Here is a 16,168-nt window from a genome sequence, read left to right as displayed (position 1 = left end):
GATTTTTCTTGACAGTCACAGGGCTGAACAGGTAAGAAGGCTGCACGATATGATGACCATACACCCCGATCGCTCCACGTCAGGCTCCGTACCTTGCCGCCTTACGTTAGTACATCCGCCGGCCGGGCGCTGTGCCGGGCGAAACGTGCAGCCTGATCGGCTTGATGAGGCGAGGCGCGTGTGGACTCAGGCCGACCAGTCCGGACCGCTTCCTGTCGAACATCGAGACTAATCCCGTGTTGCCGACATTGCTCGATCAGCGTTCGCCGGTAAAGAAGACCGTATTAATCGCCGCGGTCGTGGTGGCCGTGGTTGGGGCGGCATTGGCGTATGTCCTCTCCGAAGAGTGGTTCGACCTGGGTGCCCTCTGGGAGTCGATTGAATCCTTCATCAGCGAACGGGAGTTGGCGCAGTACATCAAGCAGGCCGGACCATGGGCGCCTCTCGTATTCATTGGACTTCAAGCGCTGCAGATCGTTGTCGCGCCGATCCCCGGTGAGGTCACGGGTATTATCGGTGGATACCTCTTCGGGACCTTTCCCGGCCTCCTCTATTCTACGATCGGTCTGACCATCGGCTCCTGCGCTGCCTTCGGTCTGGGCCGCTGGCTGGGACACCATTTCGCCCGCCGGTTCGTCACGCCGGACACCTATGAGATGTTTTTCTTTCTTACCCGAACCCATGGCAAGTTCATCACCTTCCTCCTCTTCCTGATCCCAGGTTTTCCGAAGGATTTCCTCTGCTATATCCTTGGCGCCAGCCCGCTGTCGTTTGGTGCGTTCTTCCTGCTCAGCACTGTGGGCCGCATCCCCGGCACCTGGTTCCTATCGATGCAGGGACGGCAGGTGAGAACTGCGCACTACGGCAGCTTCTTCACCCTCGTATTCGTCATATCAGGCGCACTGCTGTTGCTGTACCTGTATCGTGAGCCGCTCTTCAGATGGATCAAGCTCGATCATTATCGGCGGCAGCGGCGCAAGCGGGATACGGCAAGGAACCCGGGGGTCGGATGAGTCTCTGCAAGGTGGCTTCTGGAGGTTCCGCAGGGCCTTCGCGATGAGCGTAACGCTGCGGTTGATCATTGCTCTCCTTTTGCCTTTGCAGTGGATCGGCATCCGGCTTGCCGGTATTCATCTGCCGCCTCAATGGGAGGCGATCGGCGCCGGGTTGTCGATCTTCGGGGCGGCATTTCTCCTGTCCTGGGCGGCCGAGGTTGCACAGGTCGATATCCCGCAGGCATTGGCGCTGGCCTTTCTGGCGCTGGTCGCCGTCCTTCCGGAATACGCGGTGGACATCTATTTCGCCTGGTCCGCCGGCAAGGATCCTGCGTACATCGCCTATGCCGCCGCCAACATGACCGGCGCGAACCGCCTGCTCATTGGCCTGGGATGGGCCTCGGTCGTCGCAACGTTCTGGCTGAAGAGCCGGCATCGGCAGGTCATCCTTGATCGGTCCCGCTCCATTGAACTCCTGCACCTCGCGCTCGCTACGATCTACAGCTTTATGATCCCGCTCAAGGGCACCCTTTCGACGCTCGACACGGTCGTACTGCTGGCGATCTTTGTGTCGTATATGACTGCGGCCTCGAAGGCGGCCATGGTCGAGCCGGAACTGGATGGGGGGGTCGGAGCGCTCTTGATGCGGTTGCGGCCGAACTCGCGTCGATCGGCGACGATCGCCATGTTCATTTATGCCGGGGTCGGCATCTTTCTGGCGGCCGAGCCCTTTGCCGAGGGATTGCTGGCCACCGGCCGGGCCTTTGCGATCGAGGAGTTCCTCTTGGTTCAGTGGCTGGCGCCGCTGGCCTCCGAATCGCCGGAGTTCATCGTGGCGATCGTCTTCGCCTTTCGCGGCAACCCCGGGGCCAGCATGGGTACCCTTGTCTCTTCCAAGGTCAACCAGTGGACCCTCCTGATCGGTATGCTTCCGCTGGCCTACGACCTTTCGGCCGGTCATCTTGAGGCGATGCACCTGGATGCCAGGCAGATAGAAGAAATATTCCTGACGGCGGCTCAATCCCTCTTTGCGGTCGCTGTGCTGGCCAACCTGTCGTTTTCTCTGATTGAGGCGGGTCTCATGTTTATCCTCTTTGCCTCTCAACTATTCTTTACGGATCCGGTCTCCCGCCACCTTTATGCCATTGCGTACATTATACTTGCGGTGATCTGGCTCATCGCCAGTCGCTCCAGTCGGCAAGGCCTGGCCGCCATGGTGACCGCCGGATGGACGAGGAAAGAATTGGCGTCTTCTCATCAGAAGTAAGATGGGGTTCTTCGACCGGAGCGGGCGTTTGGTGGAGAGTCGCATCGCGCCCGGGATCCCACATCAAACCTGTTGACAGTCCGGAGGCGGCATGGTTAGGCTTAGCGTGAACGGGTACGGCGCCGGTACCGTACATCAGCCGCGGCGTCATCGGCGCTATCCGAAAGGCATCCGGCAGAAAGGGGCTCAATGAACGAAGAGAAGCGGCTCGCCCTTTTCATCGACTTCGAGAATATCGCGATCGGGATCAAAGAGGCGAAGCATAAGCAGTTCGAGATCGGCCTCGTGCTCGAGCGCCTGGTGGAGAAGGGAAAGATTATGGTAAAGCGGGCCTATGCCGATTGGGGACGCTATGCCGAGCATAAACGGGCCCTTCACGAAGCGGCTATTGAGTTGATCGACATCCCGCAGAAACGGATCAGCGGCAAGAACAGCGCCGATATCCGGTTGGCGGTGGATGCGATGGACATGGCCTACTCCAAGGAGCATCTCGACACCTTCGTCATCGTTTCCGGTGACAGCGATTTTTCGCCGCTGGTGTCCAAGTTGCGGGAGAACAATAAGGAGGTCATCGGCCTCGGCGTTAAGAATTCGGTATCGGAGCTGTTGGTCGACAACTGCGACGAATTCATCTACTACGAAGACCTGATTCGCCACCCCAAGAAGCCGCCCGTCCTCTCCGGTCTGCCTGAAAAGAAGATGGAGGTATTTGAGTTGCTGGGCGACTCAATCCAGGCCCTCCTGCGCGAGAACAAGGAGGTGCTCTGGGGCTCGATGGTCAAACAGACGATGATCCGCAAGCGCCCCTCCTTTAATGAAGGATATTACGGCTACAGCACCTTTTCCAAACTGCTGGAGGATGCCGCAAAGCACAATATTATCGAATTGAAACGGGACCCGAAGAGCGGGACGTACATCATCACCAGTTTTGCGGAGGCCGCCTAGTATTGTTCCGGTATGCAGAGGGAGCATGTCTTACAAGGCGCTGATGTACACGGTTCAGGACTCAGTGGCCACCATTACCCTGAATCGCCCAGATTGTTACAATGCCTTGAACGGGCAGATGGTGGAGGAGTTGCTGGAGGCGGTTCTTACCTGCCATGAGGACCGCATGATTCGCGCAGTCGTGCTGACGGGTGCCGGCCGCGCCTTCTGCGCCGGCGGGGATGTCAGGGAGCTGGTGGACCGTGGGAGTACCCTTACGCCGCATCTCAAACGGCTGTTGGTAGCGCTCCACAGCGCGATTTCCTGCATCTGTCGGATGTCAAAGCCGGTTATTGCCGGGGTAGGCGGAGTAGCCGCGGGTGCGGGAATGGGCTTGGTCATGGCCTGCGATCTGGCGGTGGCGGTCGCATCCGCCCGGTTCACCATGGCCTATACAAAGATCGGACTCCCTCCAGATGCCGGCTCCAGTTATTTTCTCCCCAGACTTGTGGGATTACGTCGGGCGATGGAGTTAACTCTGACCAACCGGGTGCTGACGGCTGATGAGGCGAGAGAATGGGGGCTGGTGAATCGAGTGGTGCCGGACGCTGAACTTGCCGCTGCCGTACACACCTTAGCGCATGAGCTGGCCGACGGACCGACGCTCGCGTTCGGGCGAGCCAGACGGCTTTTGCGTATGAGCGATCACGCGAGCCTGGAAACCCAAATGGAGAATGAGGCCAAGCTCATTGCGCTGAGCAGTCCAACCGCCGAGTGTCGAGAAGGCATCCAGGCCTTCGTCGAAAAGCGTAGGCCGACATTCAATCTGCTCCCACCGCGTTGACAACCGGTCGTATATGGGGTAGGGTCACAATAAAGCAGTGTTCAGCATTCGGCGATCAGCAAAGCCCAGAAAGACCGTTGCGTCTTTGCTGAAAACTGACCGGTGATAGCCGGCACCGTGAGTCCAAAAGGACGCCACACAGTACGAAGGGGACGCCATGCGGCAGTACCCCGATCGTCCGATCCTCGCGGTCGGAGCGGTGGTCGTAAGGGACGGAAAGGTACTGCTGGTCCTGCGAGGTACGGAGCCCGGACGCGGCCTCTGGAGTCTGCCCGGCGGCGTGGTGCATCGCGGCGAGACGCTTCGGGCGGCGGTGGTTCGGGAACTCCGCGAGGAGTGCGGGATTGAGGTCGCCGTCTCGGAGAGTGCCGAGGTCGTCGAGCGGATGATTCCGGATGCTGAGGGTCGCCTGCAGTATCACTACGTTATCCTCGACTACCGTGCGAGATGGTTGCGAGGTGAACTCGCCGCCTCGGAAGAGGTGGAAGACGCGCGCTGGGTCGATCCCGGCGACCTGGATCGGTACCATCTGACCCGTGGGACGGCGGAGGTGATCCGGCGCCTGCTGGCTCGGCCGAGCGGCGACGTTCAGGACCTCGGTGGGTGAAGAAGGGGTTGTCCGGTATGGAGCTCACCGTCAACGGGAAAACGCGTACAGTAACAGACGGCGCCACAATCACCACACTTCTGGAGGAGCTACAGATCAATCCGCTCAGGGTGGCGGTCCAACTCAACCAGCGGATTATCAGGCGTGAGTTGTATGAACACACTCCATTGTCTACAGGAGACACGCTGGACATCATTACGTTTATGGCCGGCGGGTCCCTGTAAGGGGCCATGGCGCGTTGGAGTAGAGTGTGATGGACATGAATGAGACCCTGAAATTTGGCGGCCGAGAATTTCGGTCGCGATTGATTGTTGGGACAGGCAAGTTTCCGGACTATCGAACGATGCGGCAGGCGCACGAGGCTTCCGGCGCCGAGATCGTCACGGTGGCGGTCAGAAGGGTAAACCTGGACCGGGCTCAGGAGTCGCTCCTGGACTACATCGATACCACGCGATTCGCGCTGTTGCCCAACACGGCGGGCTGTTACACGGCGGATGAGGCGATCAAGACCGCGATGCTGGCGCGCGAGGTCGGTCTGTCGGATATGGTCAAGCTGGAGGTGATTGGCGATCAGCGAACCCTGTTCCCAGACAATGAGGAGCTGTTGAAGGCCACGAAGGTGTTGGTCAAGGAGGGTTTCGTGGTCTTACCCTACACCAACGACGACCCCATCATGGCGAAGAAACTGGAGGATGCGGGGGCCGCCGTCGTGATGCCCCTTGCCGCGCCGATCGGATCCGGCCTTGGGATACGCAATCCGCACAATATCAAGATTATTCTCGAAGTGGCGCGGGTACCGATCATTGTTGATGCCGGTGTCGGGACGGCCTCGGATGCCGCAATCGCCATGGAGTTGGGATGCGATGGCGTCCTCATGAATACGGCGATTGCATGTGCCAAGGATCCGGTGGCCATGGCGACCGCGATGCGGCAGGCCATAATCGCCGGGCGGCTGGCCTACCTGGCCGGACGGATTCCGAAGAAGCTTCATGCCAGCGCCTCAAGTCCGCTTGAGGGTATGATCGAGTAACACCAGTTCCTAGTTTCAAGTATTCAGTGTTAAGTTGCAAGGCGTCTTTCCGCCGGCTTCAGATAGGTGTGCAGTCGTGGACCCTCGGACATTCGCTTCAACCCAACCCCCAACCCCCAACCCCCAACACCCTTCCTCATGGGGTCTGTACGTCATCACTGACCGATTTCAGACGAGGGGTCGGTCCCTTGAGGCGGTGGTGGATACAGTGCTTGCCGGCGGGGCCAAGGCGGTCCAGCTTCGCGAGAAGGATCTTTCGGCGCGGGATCTCTACAAATTAGCGGAGCGTCTCCTCCCCATTGTTCACGGGCAAGGCGCCTGCCTTCTCATCAATGATCGGGTCGATCTGGCGTTGGCCCTGCCGATCGACGGCGTCCATCTCTCCAGAACAAGCCTGCCGCCCGATGCGGCGCGCGTCCTGCTGGGGCCGACGCGTCTGATCGGCGTCTCCTGCCATGCGCCTGAAGAGGCGATCGAGGCCGAGAAGGGGGGGGCCGACTTCATTGTATTCGGGCCGCTGTTTCCGACGCCGTCCAAGGCACCGTACGGAGCGCCCGTCGGCCCCGCGCGGCTGAGGGAGGTGAGGGCGCAGGCCCGATTGCCGATCTTTGGTATCGGGGGAATCACGGCTTCGAATGCCGCATCCGTCATGGCGGCAGGCGCCGACGGCGTCGCCGCCATCTCTGCTATCATATCGGCGGATGAGCCGGCCGATGCCGTATCGACGTTGCTTCACGTTGTTCGTGCTGCCCGGATAGGTACAGCAGAGCGCTAGGGTCCGTTAATGTGGATCGTGATTGACGGCTACAATGTGATTCGTCGTTCGCCTCGGCTTGCGCTTCTCGATCGTCGGGATCTGGAAGAGGGTCGGAATGCGCTCCTGACGTCATTGATTGCCTACCGACGGCTCAAGGGTCACCGAATTACCGTCGTGTTCGATGGCTGGGAACGGGGCGGGATGCGCGAGCAGATTACCGCGACCGGCGGACTGCAGGTCATCTTTACGCGCCGCGGCGAGCAGGCCGATCAGGCTATTTTACGTGTTGTCGGCAAGGCCCCGTCAGGGGCGGTCGTGGTGACCTCGGATCGGGCTTTAGCAGATGCGGCGGTGCGGAGCGGCGCGCTGACGCTCTCTGCCGAAGAGTTTCACGAGCGTGTGGATCACGCGCTGCGAGCGCGGGATGGGGGGGAATTCGAAAAAGAGGACGATGATGACCCAGACACCGACTACCCTGGAACACGAAGGCCGAAGGGCCCCGCTCGACGCCCGTCAAGGCAGGCCAAGCGCCGAATCACGACCCTCAAGCGCTTGTGAGGAGGAGTGTCGGTTGTAGATACGAAGAGGAGAGGTTTCTCCTCTCCTCTTCGTTGTATTCGCAATGCCTGAGGGAATAACCGATCGATCAGGCCGTCGACAAATCCTACCTGACGGCGTCCTTCAATGCCTTTCCCGCCCTGAATCGCGGGGTCTTCGCCGCCTTAATCTTGATGACGTCACCGGTTTGAGGATTCCGTCCGTTGCGAGCCGCTCGCCTGGCCACCGAGAACGTCCCGAAGCCAACCAGGGTGACCTTCTTCCCTTTCTTTAGAGAGTCCCGGATCCCTGATGTCACACAGGCCAGGGCGCATTCCGCCGCCTTCTTGGTAATGCATGCATCCTTGGCAATCTTGTCCACGAGCTCCGCCTTGGTCATGCCCCCTCCTTTCATGATAGGCCCACTAAGAATAACAATAAGTCGATCACCCTCCGCCCCTACCGATCCATCTTGGAAGCTCTTATCAAACTCTCCTATGATCTGTCAAGGGAAAAAAGGCCACAGTAGCTTAACATAGCTCAGACTAATCCAGGCGCATGTTCTCCAACTCCCACGTTGGTGAACCACTGGTCGAACTCGAACTTCGCGGGGAGAATCCGGATTTCTGCTTGTCGCACACTGCGGGGCTGGGCTATAGTCTGGCTCATGAGACGGCCACAGGACAAAAGAATCCTCTGCTCCAATCGGCGGGCGAGGTATGAGTATGAGATCGAAGAGGTCATGGAGGCCGGGATCGTGCTGACCGGAACCGAGGTGAAGTCGCTGCGGGAAGGAAAGGCCGACCTGAAAGACAGCTATGCCGCCATCGCGAAGGGGGAGGCGTATCTATGGGGCTGTCATATCAGTCCGTATGCCGCCGGCAATCGCTTCAATCCCGACCCAAATCGGACACGGAAACTCCTGTTGCATCATGAGGAGATCATGAAACTGATGGGAAAGGTACAGGAAAAGGGCCTGACCCTGATCCCCCTGAGCATCTATGTGGTTGGACGACACATCAAGATAGAACTCGCGCTGGCGCGCGGGAAAAAGCTGTACGACAAACGGGAAACCCTGAAGCAGCGCGCGATGACGAAAGAGATGGCCCAACTCACCCGTGGCCGCGCGGATCGGGGGTAGCCGTTGACTTTTTCAGGCGGATGACCTACAGTATGAGTGGTCTTGCACCTCTAAGCCCAACCAGGTGTGGCACTGGCTTTATTGCGGGGGCGCTCCGGTTTCGACGGGGACAAGGGGGTGAGGGCTGCGTGCCGAGGACCCATCGCCTCGTGAAAAGGTGGGAAGACAAGTAACTGCCAACCACGAATTGGCACTGGCCGCCTAAGGGTGGCCACGTCCACCCCGCTGCGCCCGACGGGCGGGATCTGGGCGCCGACTAGACGGGCTGGCTTGCCTCTTATGCTCTGGGGAGGCGGGCAAGATCACATGAGCTAGCCGTTCCTGGACCCCGCCTGTGGGAGCTGGGAGGGGCGAATATCAATACGCAGGCTACGCACGTAGATGCACTTTCCGACATGTTCTCGGACGCGGGTTCAATTCCCGCCGCCTCCACCATCATTCTATGCGTGAACCGCCCTTCGGGCCCTAGTTCGAAGGGCGGTTCTTTTTTGGACGGTGTTTCGGCTTGACACGCAGACTCCATAGGCTATACTGAGGGCCGGTCGCTTCCGCGAAGGATGCGGCGGGTCATGCCGTAGCCGGGCGAATAGCTCAGCGGGAGAGCACCTGCCTTACAAGCAGGGGGTCGGAGGTTCGACACCTCCTTCGCCCACCAGCAGTTTCAGCTTCGTTGAAATTGAGTGACGAGTAATCAGTGGCTAGTGATTGGTCAAAAAGGTACTTTGGCTCTTCACCCGTTACTATTCACTCGTAGTCACTATTTACTAGTCACTGCTTTTCCGGGGTCGTAGTTCAGTCGGTTAGAACGCCGGCCTGTCACGCCGGAGGTCGCGGGTTCGAGTCCCGTCGGCCCCGCCACTCACCGCGTCACGCCAAAACCGAAGGCGGCCCCGACCGCCATCGCCTCAAGGAACAGGCTTGCTGCCCAACCGACCCTGGCACGATATCGCTCGCCGCACCAGGCTGCCGTAAACCCGGCGATAATGTGGCCGAAATGCGAGAGGACGTGAGTTACCGGATGAGCGTTCATATAAGGGTAAAGGGTCGGTATCATCAATACCATACCGCCGAGAGGTCCAAGGATTGCGGGGAGGAGCCATTGCGGCTGTTCAGAATAGGGATTCCGCCGTGGATAGGCTGCGGCCAGTGCCAAGGCCGATACGGCGCCGCCGAGAATCAGCACTGCATGAGTCAGATGGTGGCTTCTGACGTCGATGGGCTCGGCATCTACCGCCAACGACCGAGCGGCAAGGACAAACGCGAGCGCACCGCTCGCCGCGGCGACGACCTGCAGGGTGCCTCGTCGGGTCACGCGGCCGATACTTCTCGACGGGCTGGTCGGCGGGCGAGTCGGATCGCTTCTATGGCGCACAGGATCAGACCGACGACCAGGATGATCCCGCCCAGCGATGCCCACCAGCCTATGTCCGTTCCCGGTGCCGGCTGTACCGCATAGCGACGCGGCACGCCCTGCGCGCCCGCAAGATACCATCCCAGCACCAGCCATGCGCCCCCGCCGAATATCCCGAGACCGACCAGCGTTCGAACTGCCGGCGATGAGACCGCGCCGCTGCGCTCCTCCAGGCAATGAAAGATCCAGCCCAGCACGAAGAGGAACGCGCCCTCCAGCAGGTAGGTATGGAAGTGAGCGACGACCCACAGTGTGTTATGGAAGAAGATATTGAAGGCAACGGTCGCGTCCAGAAGCGCGCCGACCCCTCCCACCATCCATCCGATCATGCCCACGTAGAGGAACATCGAGCCCAGCGTCCATCGGAACCCGGAGCGGTAGACGAGAAGCGCGCCGCCAAATATCGTGACGACTGCAGGCGGAAACGCCGCGAGGTACGAGGCGGCCTGCCCGATGTACTGAACGGGGCGCGGTTGAGCGAAGTCCATGTACAGGTGATGGAAATACGCAATGGCCACGAACGCCAGAGTAGCCCACCACGCGACCGCCAGCACCGCTGACGTATGCCAGTGTCGGTGGTGTGTGTATCGAGGCAAGGCGACGTACACGGCTGCCAACGGCATGTAGATTGTCAGGTTGGCCAACGTGTGGCCAAAGATATACGTCAGATTTTTTACCCAGAGCGGATCGAGTGCCAAGGTCGGGTCCAGCCAGCGTACGAAAAGCGCCACCCCGACCAGCATTCCGGCGGACCCCGCAAGGAGCCCGTCCACGGCCGCGACGATGACCGCAAAGGCCTGTGGGGGCGGGGGTGTCCGGCCGCTCTCGGCAAACTTGGAGGGCGACCACACCAGGTCCCAGGCCAACGCGCCACGAAGACCCCCATACCGTGTCAGCGCGCCTCCCAGCATCTGCAGACACCAAAGCGTCCAACCCAACACGACGCATGCGATCCCGGCCAGAAAGACGCCTGTCGCCCATGACGGCCAAAAGGTACCGACGAACGGCAACGGATAGAGGAAGGTCCAGGCTGCCGCGAAGCCACCAACCATGACACTGACGGCAACGAGCACGGCGCCGATCAGGATCAGCGCACACGCGATGATCGCGGTCGTCGGGCTCAATGACGCGTCCTGTGTAAACAGGTACCAGAGCAGTCCCATTCCGCACAGCGCCATCCCGACCATCATGGCGGCGCCGTGAAGGGTCATGAGCTTGTAGAACAGACCGGCATCGAACTGGTGGAACCCTCCCTGCGCCATGCGCATCCCCAATCCGACGACAATCATTACCCCCACAAGCGTCAGGCCGGAGCCGATATAGAGCCACATGACGCGCTTCGCGATCCGATCGGCTGCCGAATCGCGATGGGCCGGATGAGTGAGCTGCCCGGTTGTATCGGCCATCACCGCACCTCGAAGCTGCCGCGCATGATATGGTGGGCAATGCCGCAGTATTCCATGCAGAGCACCACATACTGCCCGGGTTTCTTGAAGACGACCGGAAGCGGGTTGGTATAGCCGGGCATCGCCTGGACCTGCGCAATGATCCGCCCGTCCGGATCATAGATGCCGATGCCGTGATTGACATCGGTAGCCGTCACATCGAGGACAATCGGGGTATCGAAGGGGAGTACCGGCGGCATCACGAAGGCAAACTGCAGGGCGGTCACCGGGTGATGCTGCGCCTCTGCCGCCTGTGAACGGTGTCGGTAGGGGAAGGCGGGCAGGGACAGCACAAACGCGACAATCGCGACTGCTCCCAATCCACGAAACCAGACGGTACGCAATCGGTATCCCGGCTTCTGGACGGCCGACTGTTCGACGGCCGGCCCACGTGCAGTGAGCGCCACAGCCACCAGCGCGCTCATTGCCACTACCGCCAGTATGAGGAAGACGACGAATATTGTCAGTTCTGGGGTCATACGCATATGTCAGTATGCTCCGTCGATCTGTGTCTTAAAAGATGCTGCGTTTCTTAAAAGATGCTGAACGTCTTATAACATGTCATGGGTTTCGGAGGATGTCAACGGGTTTTGTGGACCGTCTCAGAGTTCCTGCAATACCGGTACAGAAAAAGGGTTGCGGGCTTCAGGCGTTGCCTGGTAGCCCGAGTCTCGGGCTTTGAAAGGGTGATTGCGACGTTGCGATTTTGGTTGATAATTGTTAGGATGACGATCTGTTATTCGTAAGATAAGACCAACGCTCTCATGGCCATCGAAGCCGTCGGTCGGAACACGACCGACGGCCACGGGAAGAGGATGAGTGGTCATCGATGAAAATCCTTCTTGCTGCTTCTGAAGCGGCGCCGTTCGCCCACACCGGCGGGCTGGGTGATGTGGCCGGCGCTCTTCCCAAGGCGCTCGGTCGACTTGGCCACGATGTCCGCCTGATCATGCCGCTCTACAAGGCCGTGGATGCGCGGCTGCACCGGATGCGGGCCGTTGCAGACCGACTCAACGTTCCGACGGCCACCGGCCCGCAAGCAGTTGATGTACTTGAGGGAAATCTCTCCACCGGCGTACCGGTCTATTTTGTTCGCCATGATCCGTCCTTTCACCGCGCCGGTCTGTATCAGAGCCCATCTGCAGAGGATTACCCCGACAATGCGGAACGCTTCGCGCTGTTTTGCCGAGCCGTCCTGGAGGTATGCCGACGGGTCGATTTCCAGCCGGATGTCCTGCACGCCCACGACTGGCAGACGGCGCTGCTGCCTGTCTACCTGAAGACCATCCTCCGCGGCGATCCCTTTTTTCAACAGACGGCGACCGTTTTCACTATCCATAACCTGGGCTATCAGGGCTACTTTTCTCCCGAGGTACTGCCGAGGCTTATGCTGCCTCGCGAGCTGTTTACGCCGGCGGGGCTGGAGTTTTACGGGAAGGGCAATCTGCTGAAAGGCGGGCTGCTCTTTGCAGATCTGCTGACCACCGTCAGTCGCCGCTACAGCCAGGAGATTCAAACGCCGGAGCAGGGGTTCGGTCTGAACGGCGTCCTCAGGGAACGGCAGGGCGATCTATTCGGTGTCTTAAATGGGATCGATCCCGAGGAGTGGAACCCGACCGTCGATTCTCATACTGCTGCGCACTACACGGCGGATGATCTTTCCGGCAAGGCCAAGTGTAAGGCGGATCTGCAGCGGCGGCTCAAGCTTTCGGTCAGGGCGACCGTGCCGCTCCTGGCCGTCATCTCCAGGCTGGCCGGGCAGAAGGGACTCGACCTGCTATGCGATATCCTGGAGACGTTGATGGCGCTGAACGTACAGCTTGTCCTGTTAGGGAGCGGCGAGAAAGGGCTCGATGCGACCTTTCGTGAGGCGGCGGCGAAATATCCGTCCAAGCTGGCGGTTCGGATCGGCTTCGATCTTCCCCTGTCGCATCAGATCGAGGCGGGCGCCGACCTGTTCCTGATGCCCTCGCGGTACGAACCGTGCGGCCTGAATCAGATGTACAGCCTGGCCTACGGAACTATCCCGGTCGTCCGTGCGACGGGCGGACTGGACGACACCGTTGTTCGGTTTGATCCGGTGACGCGGCAGGGAAACGGATTCAAGTTCGAGGAGGCAACGGCCGCCGCCTTTCTCCAGACAATCTGGCAGGCACTCGCGTTGTATCGCGAGAGGGCGCTGTGGCCTGTCGCCATGACCAATGCCATGACGGCGGATTTCACCTGGGATCGCTCCGCTAGAGAGTATGAGCAGCTCTACCGGCAGGCGATCGAGAAGAAGGATGGACAGTAGGCGTATTCTGTTGTAGTGTGTGGCTGTTGGAAATGGCGCGAACGTAACCTAACAGAAAAGGGAGAGCTGCATGCACGTGTGGAAGCGATTGGGAATTGGATTACTGACGATCACGATGCTGATGGGAGGGGGGATCGCATCAGCCCAAAAGGAGCAGCCGAAGGAGGCGGATCCCTTCCAGAAGCTGGGACTTTCAGCCGATCAACGGACCAAGCTTGATGCGGCGAAGAACGAGCGAATGGCGGCCCTGAGCGCGACACAGCAGAAGGTCATGGGGATCCGGCAGAGACTGATGACCCTCATGACCGACAAGAAGGCCCCGGATCGGGAGATCGACAAGGTCGCCGATGAATGGGCCGCAGCCGACAGAGAGGCGCTCAAGACGGAAACAAAGTTCTACAAGACGATACGGCAGGTCCTCACCCAGGAGCAGTTGACAATGCTCAGCAAAGGGAATAACAGTAAGTAAGTAATCGGATGTCTGTCCCTTAGCGCGTACGGTTGTGTGATCGGCTGAGTCAGGGTCATTGCGTCATCTCCTTCGGTCCGGGAACGGGAGGCCGGGGAGTCGGCGCCTTGCGATAGGGTTCATGGAGATATTGCGTGGCGGTATCCTTGGCAATGCTGTCGGTCTTGATGGCCAACGCCATCCGATAGCTCCGTTGCGCCTCTGCCCGCTTTCCTAACAGGTCCTGAATCATGCCGGTTCGAGTCCAGGCCCACGCCGTCACCCAGGCGTACCGATCGGTTGGCTGCTCGACCGCCTGCCTGAAGAAGCCCAGGGCTGTCGGATAGTCGCCCCGATCCATGTAGATCTTCCCCATAAGCTGCAGATAGCGCGGTCGCATCTCGGATGTAAAATGGTCGCGACCCGAATCGAGGTTGGCGCGGATGCGATGGCCGATCTGCAGTGCCTCCGGGAACCGTCCCAACTCTGAATAGACCAGAGCGGCCACGAAGTAGAGTTCCGGGTTGCCTGGGAATCGTCGAAGCAATTCATCGGCCAGCGGCCGGGCCTTCTCAAACTCCCTTTCGATACCGGTGTAGGTCTGCAAGAGGGCGAGCTTGGCCAGCATCCTGGTCGTGGCGCCGCGCTCGCTTGCGGTCGTCAGCTCTTGCAGGCCTCGCTCGCGATCACCTGGCGGCAGCGCCAGGTGCATGAACGGCCGATAGTACCATGCGACCCTGGCGAGGATGTAGTCATATAGCCCCAGGCCATAGTAGGCATCGTACCTAGTCGGTTGACGCGCAAGGCAGCGATCGAGATACCATTTAGTCTGTCTGATCGCCTCGTAGGCGGCAAAATAGTTGCCCAGGGCGCTGTCAATCATGGCCTTTGAGCCCCAGGCCATTCCGAGGAGGAGCAGGAGGTCTGGCTCTTCCGGGGTCTGCTTCACACGTACCTCAGCCTTGGCAATAAGCGCCCGCATTGCGGCAAGGAATCCGTCCATCTCCTGGCGGGTCGGTTCCCGATCCTGCAGACGTGCGAGCGCCACGAAGGACCGATAGAACGGCGCCAGCAGCCCCGTCTCATCGACGTCGCCAAGACGGGCAAATGACTGCTCGGCCAGGTCGTAGTCGAGGTTCAGGAGGTGATCGGTTCCGGCTATTGCCAGTTCCAGGGATCTCGTATCGGTCCAGAGGTTGGCCCAACTCAGTTCGGGCGCCAACAACATCAGGAATCCGAGGGTCACGCTGCGGCAGGCGTGCCACCCGTCGGTCCTCAAGCGTATCCGATGTCCCATTCTTTATGTCCCCCTCATCCAACCCTTACCCCACCGTACCCCGCCTTGTCAATGCCCGGACTTCATGCTATCGTGACGCCATGCAGCTTACGATCCTCGGGTCCGGAACCGCCATCCCAAGTCTTACGCGTGGATCGCCCGGTCTCCTGATTGAGGTGGCCGGATCGTCGCTGTTATGCGACGGCGGTGCGGGCACGCGTCCCAGACCCCTCCGGGCGGGAATTGTGGCCACAGAACTGGACCGGGTTTTCTACACCCACCTGCATCCTGATCATACCGGTGATCTGGTTCCGCTCCTGTTTGCCCTGAGAAACCCGCTATGGCGGCGAGGTGATCCTTGCGGAGGATCTGATGCGCCTGGATGTGTAAGTCGGTAAGGCGTGATGCGCAAGGGCGAAGGGGTGAAAGGCGAGAAGCGGGAGGCCGACCGATAGCTGACGGTTGTTCAGAGAGACGCAAGAGTATGCAGAAGACGCCGGAAGTGATCGTGGCCCTGGATGTCGACAACCTGATGTTGGCCGCGTCGCTGGTTGAGCGACTCTACCCCACAGTGACGCTGTTTAAGGTCGGGTTACAGCTCTTTACCGCCGAGGGTCCCCGGGCAGTCGAGGTCGTGCACAAGCAAGGCGGTCGGGTGTTCCTGGACCTTAAACTCCACGATATTCCGAATACCGTGGCGGGGGCGGTTCGCGAGGCTGTACGGCTTGGGGTGGAGATGTGCACGCTCCACGCCTCAGGCGGGCGGTTGATGCTGCAGGCGGCGTCACAGGCTGTCGCGGCTGCCGGTTCATCCATGCGGCTACTGGCTGTCACGGTGCTGACCAGCCTGGACTCGCGGGCGCTTGAAGAGGTTGTCGGCAGCCGACTCGATGTGACGGCACAGGTTGTTCGTCTGGCCTCGCTGGCACGCGAGGCCGGGATCGATGGCGTCGTGGCATCGCCTCAGGAACTCGGCGTGCTGCGGACTGCCTTGGGATCATCGGTGTACCTTGTTATTCCGGGTATCCGACCGGCCTGGGCGTCGACCGATGACCAGCGTCGGATTATGACCCCGCACGAGGCGGCCGCCGCAGGTGCGGACTACCTGGTGATCGGCCGGCCGATTACGGGAGCAGTTGACCCCGCGCAGGCCACCCGCAGGATCCTGGATGAGCTTCAGGCATCGGCATAAC

At 60.2% G+C, this 16,168-nt stretch carries 18 protein-coding genes, 2 tRNA genes and 1 other RNA gene; 16 read left to right on the top strand and 5 right to left on the bottom strand.

Going from position 1 to position 16,168, the window contains the following annotated elements:
* Window positions 1–164: 164 nt before the first annotated feature.
* The 9 genes from C3F12_01755 to C3F12_01715 all read left to right on the top strand — a co-directional run bounded on the left by C3F12_01755 (window position 165) and on the right by C3F12_01715 (window position 6,982).
* On the top strand, window positions 165–1,013 hold the full coding sequence (locus C3F12_01755; GenBank protein PWB48510.1) for a TVP38/TMEM64 family protein: 849 nt from the start codon (window positions 165–167) through the stop codon (window positions 1,011–1,013).
* Window positions 1,014–1,056: 43 nt separating this feature from the next.
* Window positions 1,057–2,262: a sodium:proton exchanger gene (locus C3F12_01750; GenBank protein PWB48509.1), complete on the top strand. Its 1,206-nt coding sequence runs from the start codon at window positions 1,057–1,059 to the stop codon at window positions 2,260–2,262.
* A 189-nt stretch (window positions 2,263–2,451) separates the two neighbouring features.
* Window positions 2,452–3,207, top strand: coding sequence for a hypothetical protein (locus tag C3F12_01745; protein ID PWB48508.1), 756 nt, complete (start codon window positions 2,452–2,454; stop codon window positions 3,205–3,207).
* A 25-nt stretch (window positions 3,208–3,232) separates the two neighbouring features.
* Window positions 3,233–4,030 carry an enoyl-CoA hydratase gene (locus tag C3F12_01740; protein PWB48507.1) on the top strand — a complete coding sequence of 266 codons (798 nt, stop codon included), beginning with the start codon at window positions 3,233–3,235 and terminating at the stop codon, window positions 4,028–4,030.
* 157 nt (window positions 4,031–4,187) lie between these two features.
* Entirely contained in the window at window positions 4,188–4,637 is a 450-nt protein-coding gene (locus C3F12_01735) for an NUDIX hydrolase (protein PWB48506.1), read from the top strand.
* On the top strand, window positions 4,634–4,861 hold the full coding sequence (gene thiS, locus C3F12_01730; GenBank protein ID PWB48505.1) for a thiamine biosynthesis protein ThiS: 228 nt from the start codon (window positions 4,634–4,636) through the stop codon (window positions 4,859–4,861). Before C3F12_01735 ends, thiS begins: the two co-directional genes overlap by 4 nt.
* Before the next feature lie 29 nt (window positions 4,862–4,890).
* Window positions 4,891–5,667: a thiazole synthase gene (locus tag C3F12_01725; protein ID PWB48504.1), complete on the top strand. Its 777-nt coding sequence runs from the start codon at window positions 4,891–4,893 to the stop codon at window positions 5,665–5,667.
* Between the two features lie 154 nt (window positions 5,668–5,821).
* Window positions 5,822–6,442, top strand: coding sequence for a thiamine phosphate synthase (gene thiE / locus C3F12_01720; protein ID PWB48626.1), 621 nt, complete (start codon window positions 5,822–5,824; stop codon window positions 6,440–6,442).
* 9 nt (window positions 6,443–6,451) lie between these two features.
* Window positions 6,452–6,982 carry a hypothetical protein gene (locus tag C3F12_01715; GenBank protein PWB48503.1) on the top strand — a complete coding sequence of 177 codons (531 nt, stop codon included), beginning with the start codon at window positions 6,452–6,454 and terminating at the stop codon, window positions 6,980–6,982.
* Between the two features lie 106 nt (window positions 6,983–7,088).
* On the opposite strand, the gene C3F12_01710 is transcribed toward C3F12_01715, so the two are convergent.
* On the bottom strand, window positions 7,089–7,361 hold the full coding sequence (locus tag C3F12_01710) for a DNA-binding protein HU (GenBank protein ID PWB48502.1): 273 nt from the start codon (window positions 7,359–7,361) through the stop codon (window positions 7,089–7,091).
* Window positions 7,362–7,628: 267 nt separating this feature from the next.
* Here C3F12_01710 and C3F12_01705 point away from each other — a divergent pair, with 267 nt between their 5' ends.
* The 4 genes from C3F12_01705 to C3F12_01690 all read left to right on the top strand — a co-directional run bounded on the left by C3F12_01705 (window position 7,629) and on the right by C3F12_01690 (window position 8,960).
* Entirely contained in the window at window positions 7,629–8,102 is a 474-nt protein-coding gene (locus tag C3F12_01705) for an SsrA-binding protein (GenBank protein ID PWB48501.1), read from the top strand.
* 85 nt (window positions 8,103–8,187) lie between these two features.
* Window positions 8,188–8,537: a transfer-messenger RNA gene (gene ssrA, locus C3F12_01700) on the top strand.
* 145 nt (window positions 8,538–8,682) lie between these two features.
* Window positions 8,683–8,757, top strand: a tRNA-Val gene (locus tag C3F12_01695).
* A gap of 126 nt (window positions 8,758–8,883) precedes the next feature.
* Window positions 8,884–8,960: transfer RNA gene (locus tag C3F12_01690), tRNA-Asp, on the top strand.
* 1 nt (window position 8,961) lies between these two features.
* On the opposite strand, the gene C3F12_01685 is transcribed toward C3F12_01690, so the two are convergent.
* From C3F12_01685 to C3F12_01675, 3 genes are read right to left on the bottom strand one after another with little or no spacing between them, the layout of a single operon-like run.
* Window positions 8,962–9,414, bottom strand: a complete 453-nt coding sequence (locus C3F12_01685) for a hypothetical protein (protein PWB48500.1) — start codon at window positions 9,412–9,414, stop codon at window positions 8,962–8,964.
* Window positions 9,411–10,919, bottom strand: coding sequence for a hypothetical protein (locus C3F12_01680; protein ID PWB48499.1), 1,509 nt, complete (start codon window positions 10,917–10,919; stop codon window positions 9,411–9,413). Before C3F12_01680 ends, C3F12_01685 begins: the two co-directional genes overlap by 4 nt.
* Window positions 10,919–11,383, bottom strand: a complete 465-nt coding sequence (locus C3F12_01675) for a cytochrome C oxidase subunit II (GenBank protein ID PWB48625.1) — start codon at window positions 11,381–11,383, stop codon at window positions 10,919–10,921. Before C3F12_01675 ends, C3F12_01680 begins: the two co-directional genes overlap by 1 nt.
* A 404-nt stretch (window positions 11,384–11,787) precedes the next feature.
* Here C3F12_01675 and C3F12_01670 point away from each other — a divergent pair, with 404 nt between their 5' ends.
* Window positions 11,788–13,251: a glycogen synthase GlgA gene (locus C3F12_01670; protein PWB48498.1), complete on the top strand. Its 1,464-nt coding sequence runs from the start codon at window positions 11,788–11,790 to the stop codon at window positions 13,249–13,251.
* A 70-nt stretch (window positions 13,252–13,321) separates the two neighbouring features.
* Window positions 13,322–13,720 carry a hypothetical protein gene (locus tag C3F12_01665; protein PWB48497.1) on the top strand — a complete coding sequence of 133 codons (399 nt, stop codon included), beginning with the start codon at window positions 13,322–13,324 and terminating at the stop codon, window positions 13,718–13,720.
* A 55-nt stretch (window positions 13,721–13,775) separates the two neighbouring features.
* Here C3F12_01665 and C3F12_01660 read toward each other — a convergent pair whose 3' ends face one another.
* Window positions 13,776–14,996 carry a hypothetical protein gene (locus C3F12_01660; GenBank protein PWB48496.1) on the bottom strand — a complete coding sequence of 407 codons (1,221 nt, stop codon included), beginning with the start codon at window positions 14,994–14,996 and terminating at the stop codon, window positions 13,776–13,778.
* A gap of 463 nt (window positions 14,997–15,459) precedes the next feature.
* On the opposite strand from C3F12_01660, the gene C3F12_01655 reads away from it, so the two are divergent.
* Window positions 15,460–16,167, top strand: coding sequence for an orotidine-5'-phosphate decarboxylase (locus C3F12_01655; protein PWB48495.1), 708 nt, complete (start codon window positions 15,460–15,462; stop codon window positions 16,165–16,167).
* The last annotated feature ends 1 nt before the right edge of the window (window position 16,168 follow it).

The sequence above is a fragment of the Candidatus Methylomirabilota bacterium genome (assembly GCA_003104975.1).
Taxonomy (GTDB): Bacteria; Methylomirabilota; Methylomirabilia; order Methylomirabilales; family Methylomirabilaceae; genus Methylomirabilis.
This window is presented reverse-complemented; position numbering and strand designations above follow the sequence as displayed.

Coding starts and splice junctions, on each gene's coding strand:
- C3F12_01755 (PWB48510.1), top strand. CDS start 165: ATGAGGCGAGGCGCGTGTGGACTCAGGCCGACCAGTCCGGACCGCTTC.
- C3F12_01750 (PWB48509.1), top strand. CDS start 1,057: ATGAGCGTAACGCTGCGGTTGATCATTGCTCTCCTTTTGCCTTTGCAG.
- C3F12_01745 (PWB48508.1), top strand. CDS start 2,452: ATGAACGAAGAGAAGCGGCTCGCCCTTTTCATCGACTTCGAGAATATC.
- C3F12_01740 (PWB48507.1), top strand. CDS start 3,233: ATGTCTTACAAGGCGCTGATGTACACGGTTCAGGACTCAGTGGCCACC.
- C3F12_01735 (PWB48506.1), top strand. CDS start 4,188: ATGCGGCAGTACCCCGATCGTCCGATCCTCGCGGTCGGAGCGGTGGTC.
- C3F12_01725 (PWB48504.1), top strand. CDS start 4,891: ATGGACATGAATGAGACCCTGAAATTTGGCGGCCGAGAATTTCGGTCG.
- C3F12_01715 (PWB48503.1), top strand. CDS start 6,452: ATGTGGATCGTGATTGACGGCTACAATGTGATTCGTCGTTCGCCTCGG.
- C3F12_01710 (PWB48502.1), bottom strand. CDS start 7,361: ATGACCAAGGCGGAGCTCGTGGACAAGATTGCCAAGGATGCATGCATT.
- C3F12_01705 (PWB48501.1), top strand. CDS start 7,629: ATGAGACGGCCACAGGACAAAAGAATCCTCTGCTCCAATCGGCGGGCG.
- C3F12_01680 (PWB48499.1), bottom strand. CDS start 10,919: ATGGCCGATACAACCGGGCAGCTCACTCATCCGGCCCATCGCGATTCG.
- C3F12_01675 (PWB48625.1), bottom strand. CDS start 11,383: ATGAGCGCGCTGGTGGCTGTGGCGCTCACTGCACGTGGGCCGGCCGTC.
- C3F12_01670 (PWB48498.1), top strand. CDS start 11,788: ATGAAAATCCTTCTTGCTGCTTCTGAAGCGGCGCCGTTCGCCCACACC.
- C3F12_01665 (PWB48497.1), top strand. CDS start 13,322: ATGCACGTGTGGAAGCGATTGGGAATTGGATTACTGACGATCACGATG.
- C3F12_01660 (PWB48496.1), bottom strand. CDS start 14,996: ATGGGACATCGGATACGCTTGAGGACCGACGGGTGGCACGCCTGCCGC.
- C3F12_01655 (PWB48495.1), top strand. CDS start 15,460: ATGCAGAAGACGCCGGAAGTGATCGTGGCCCTGGATGTCGACAACCTG.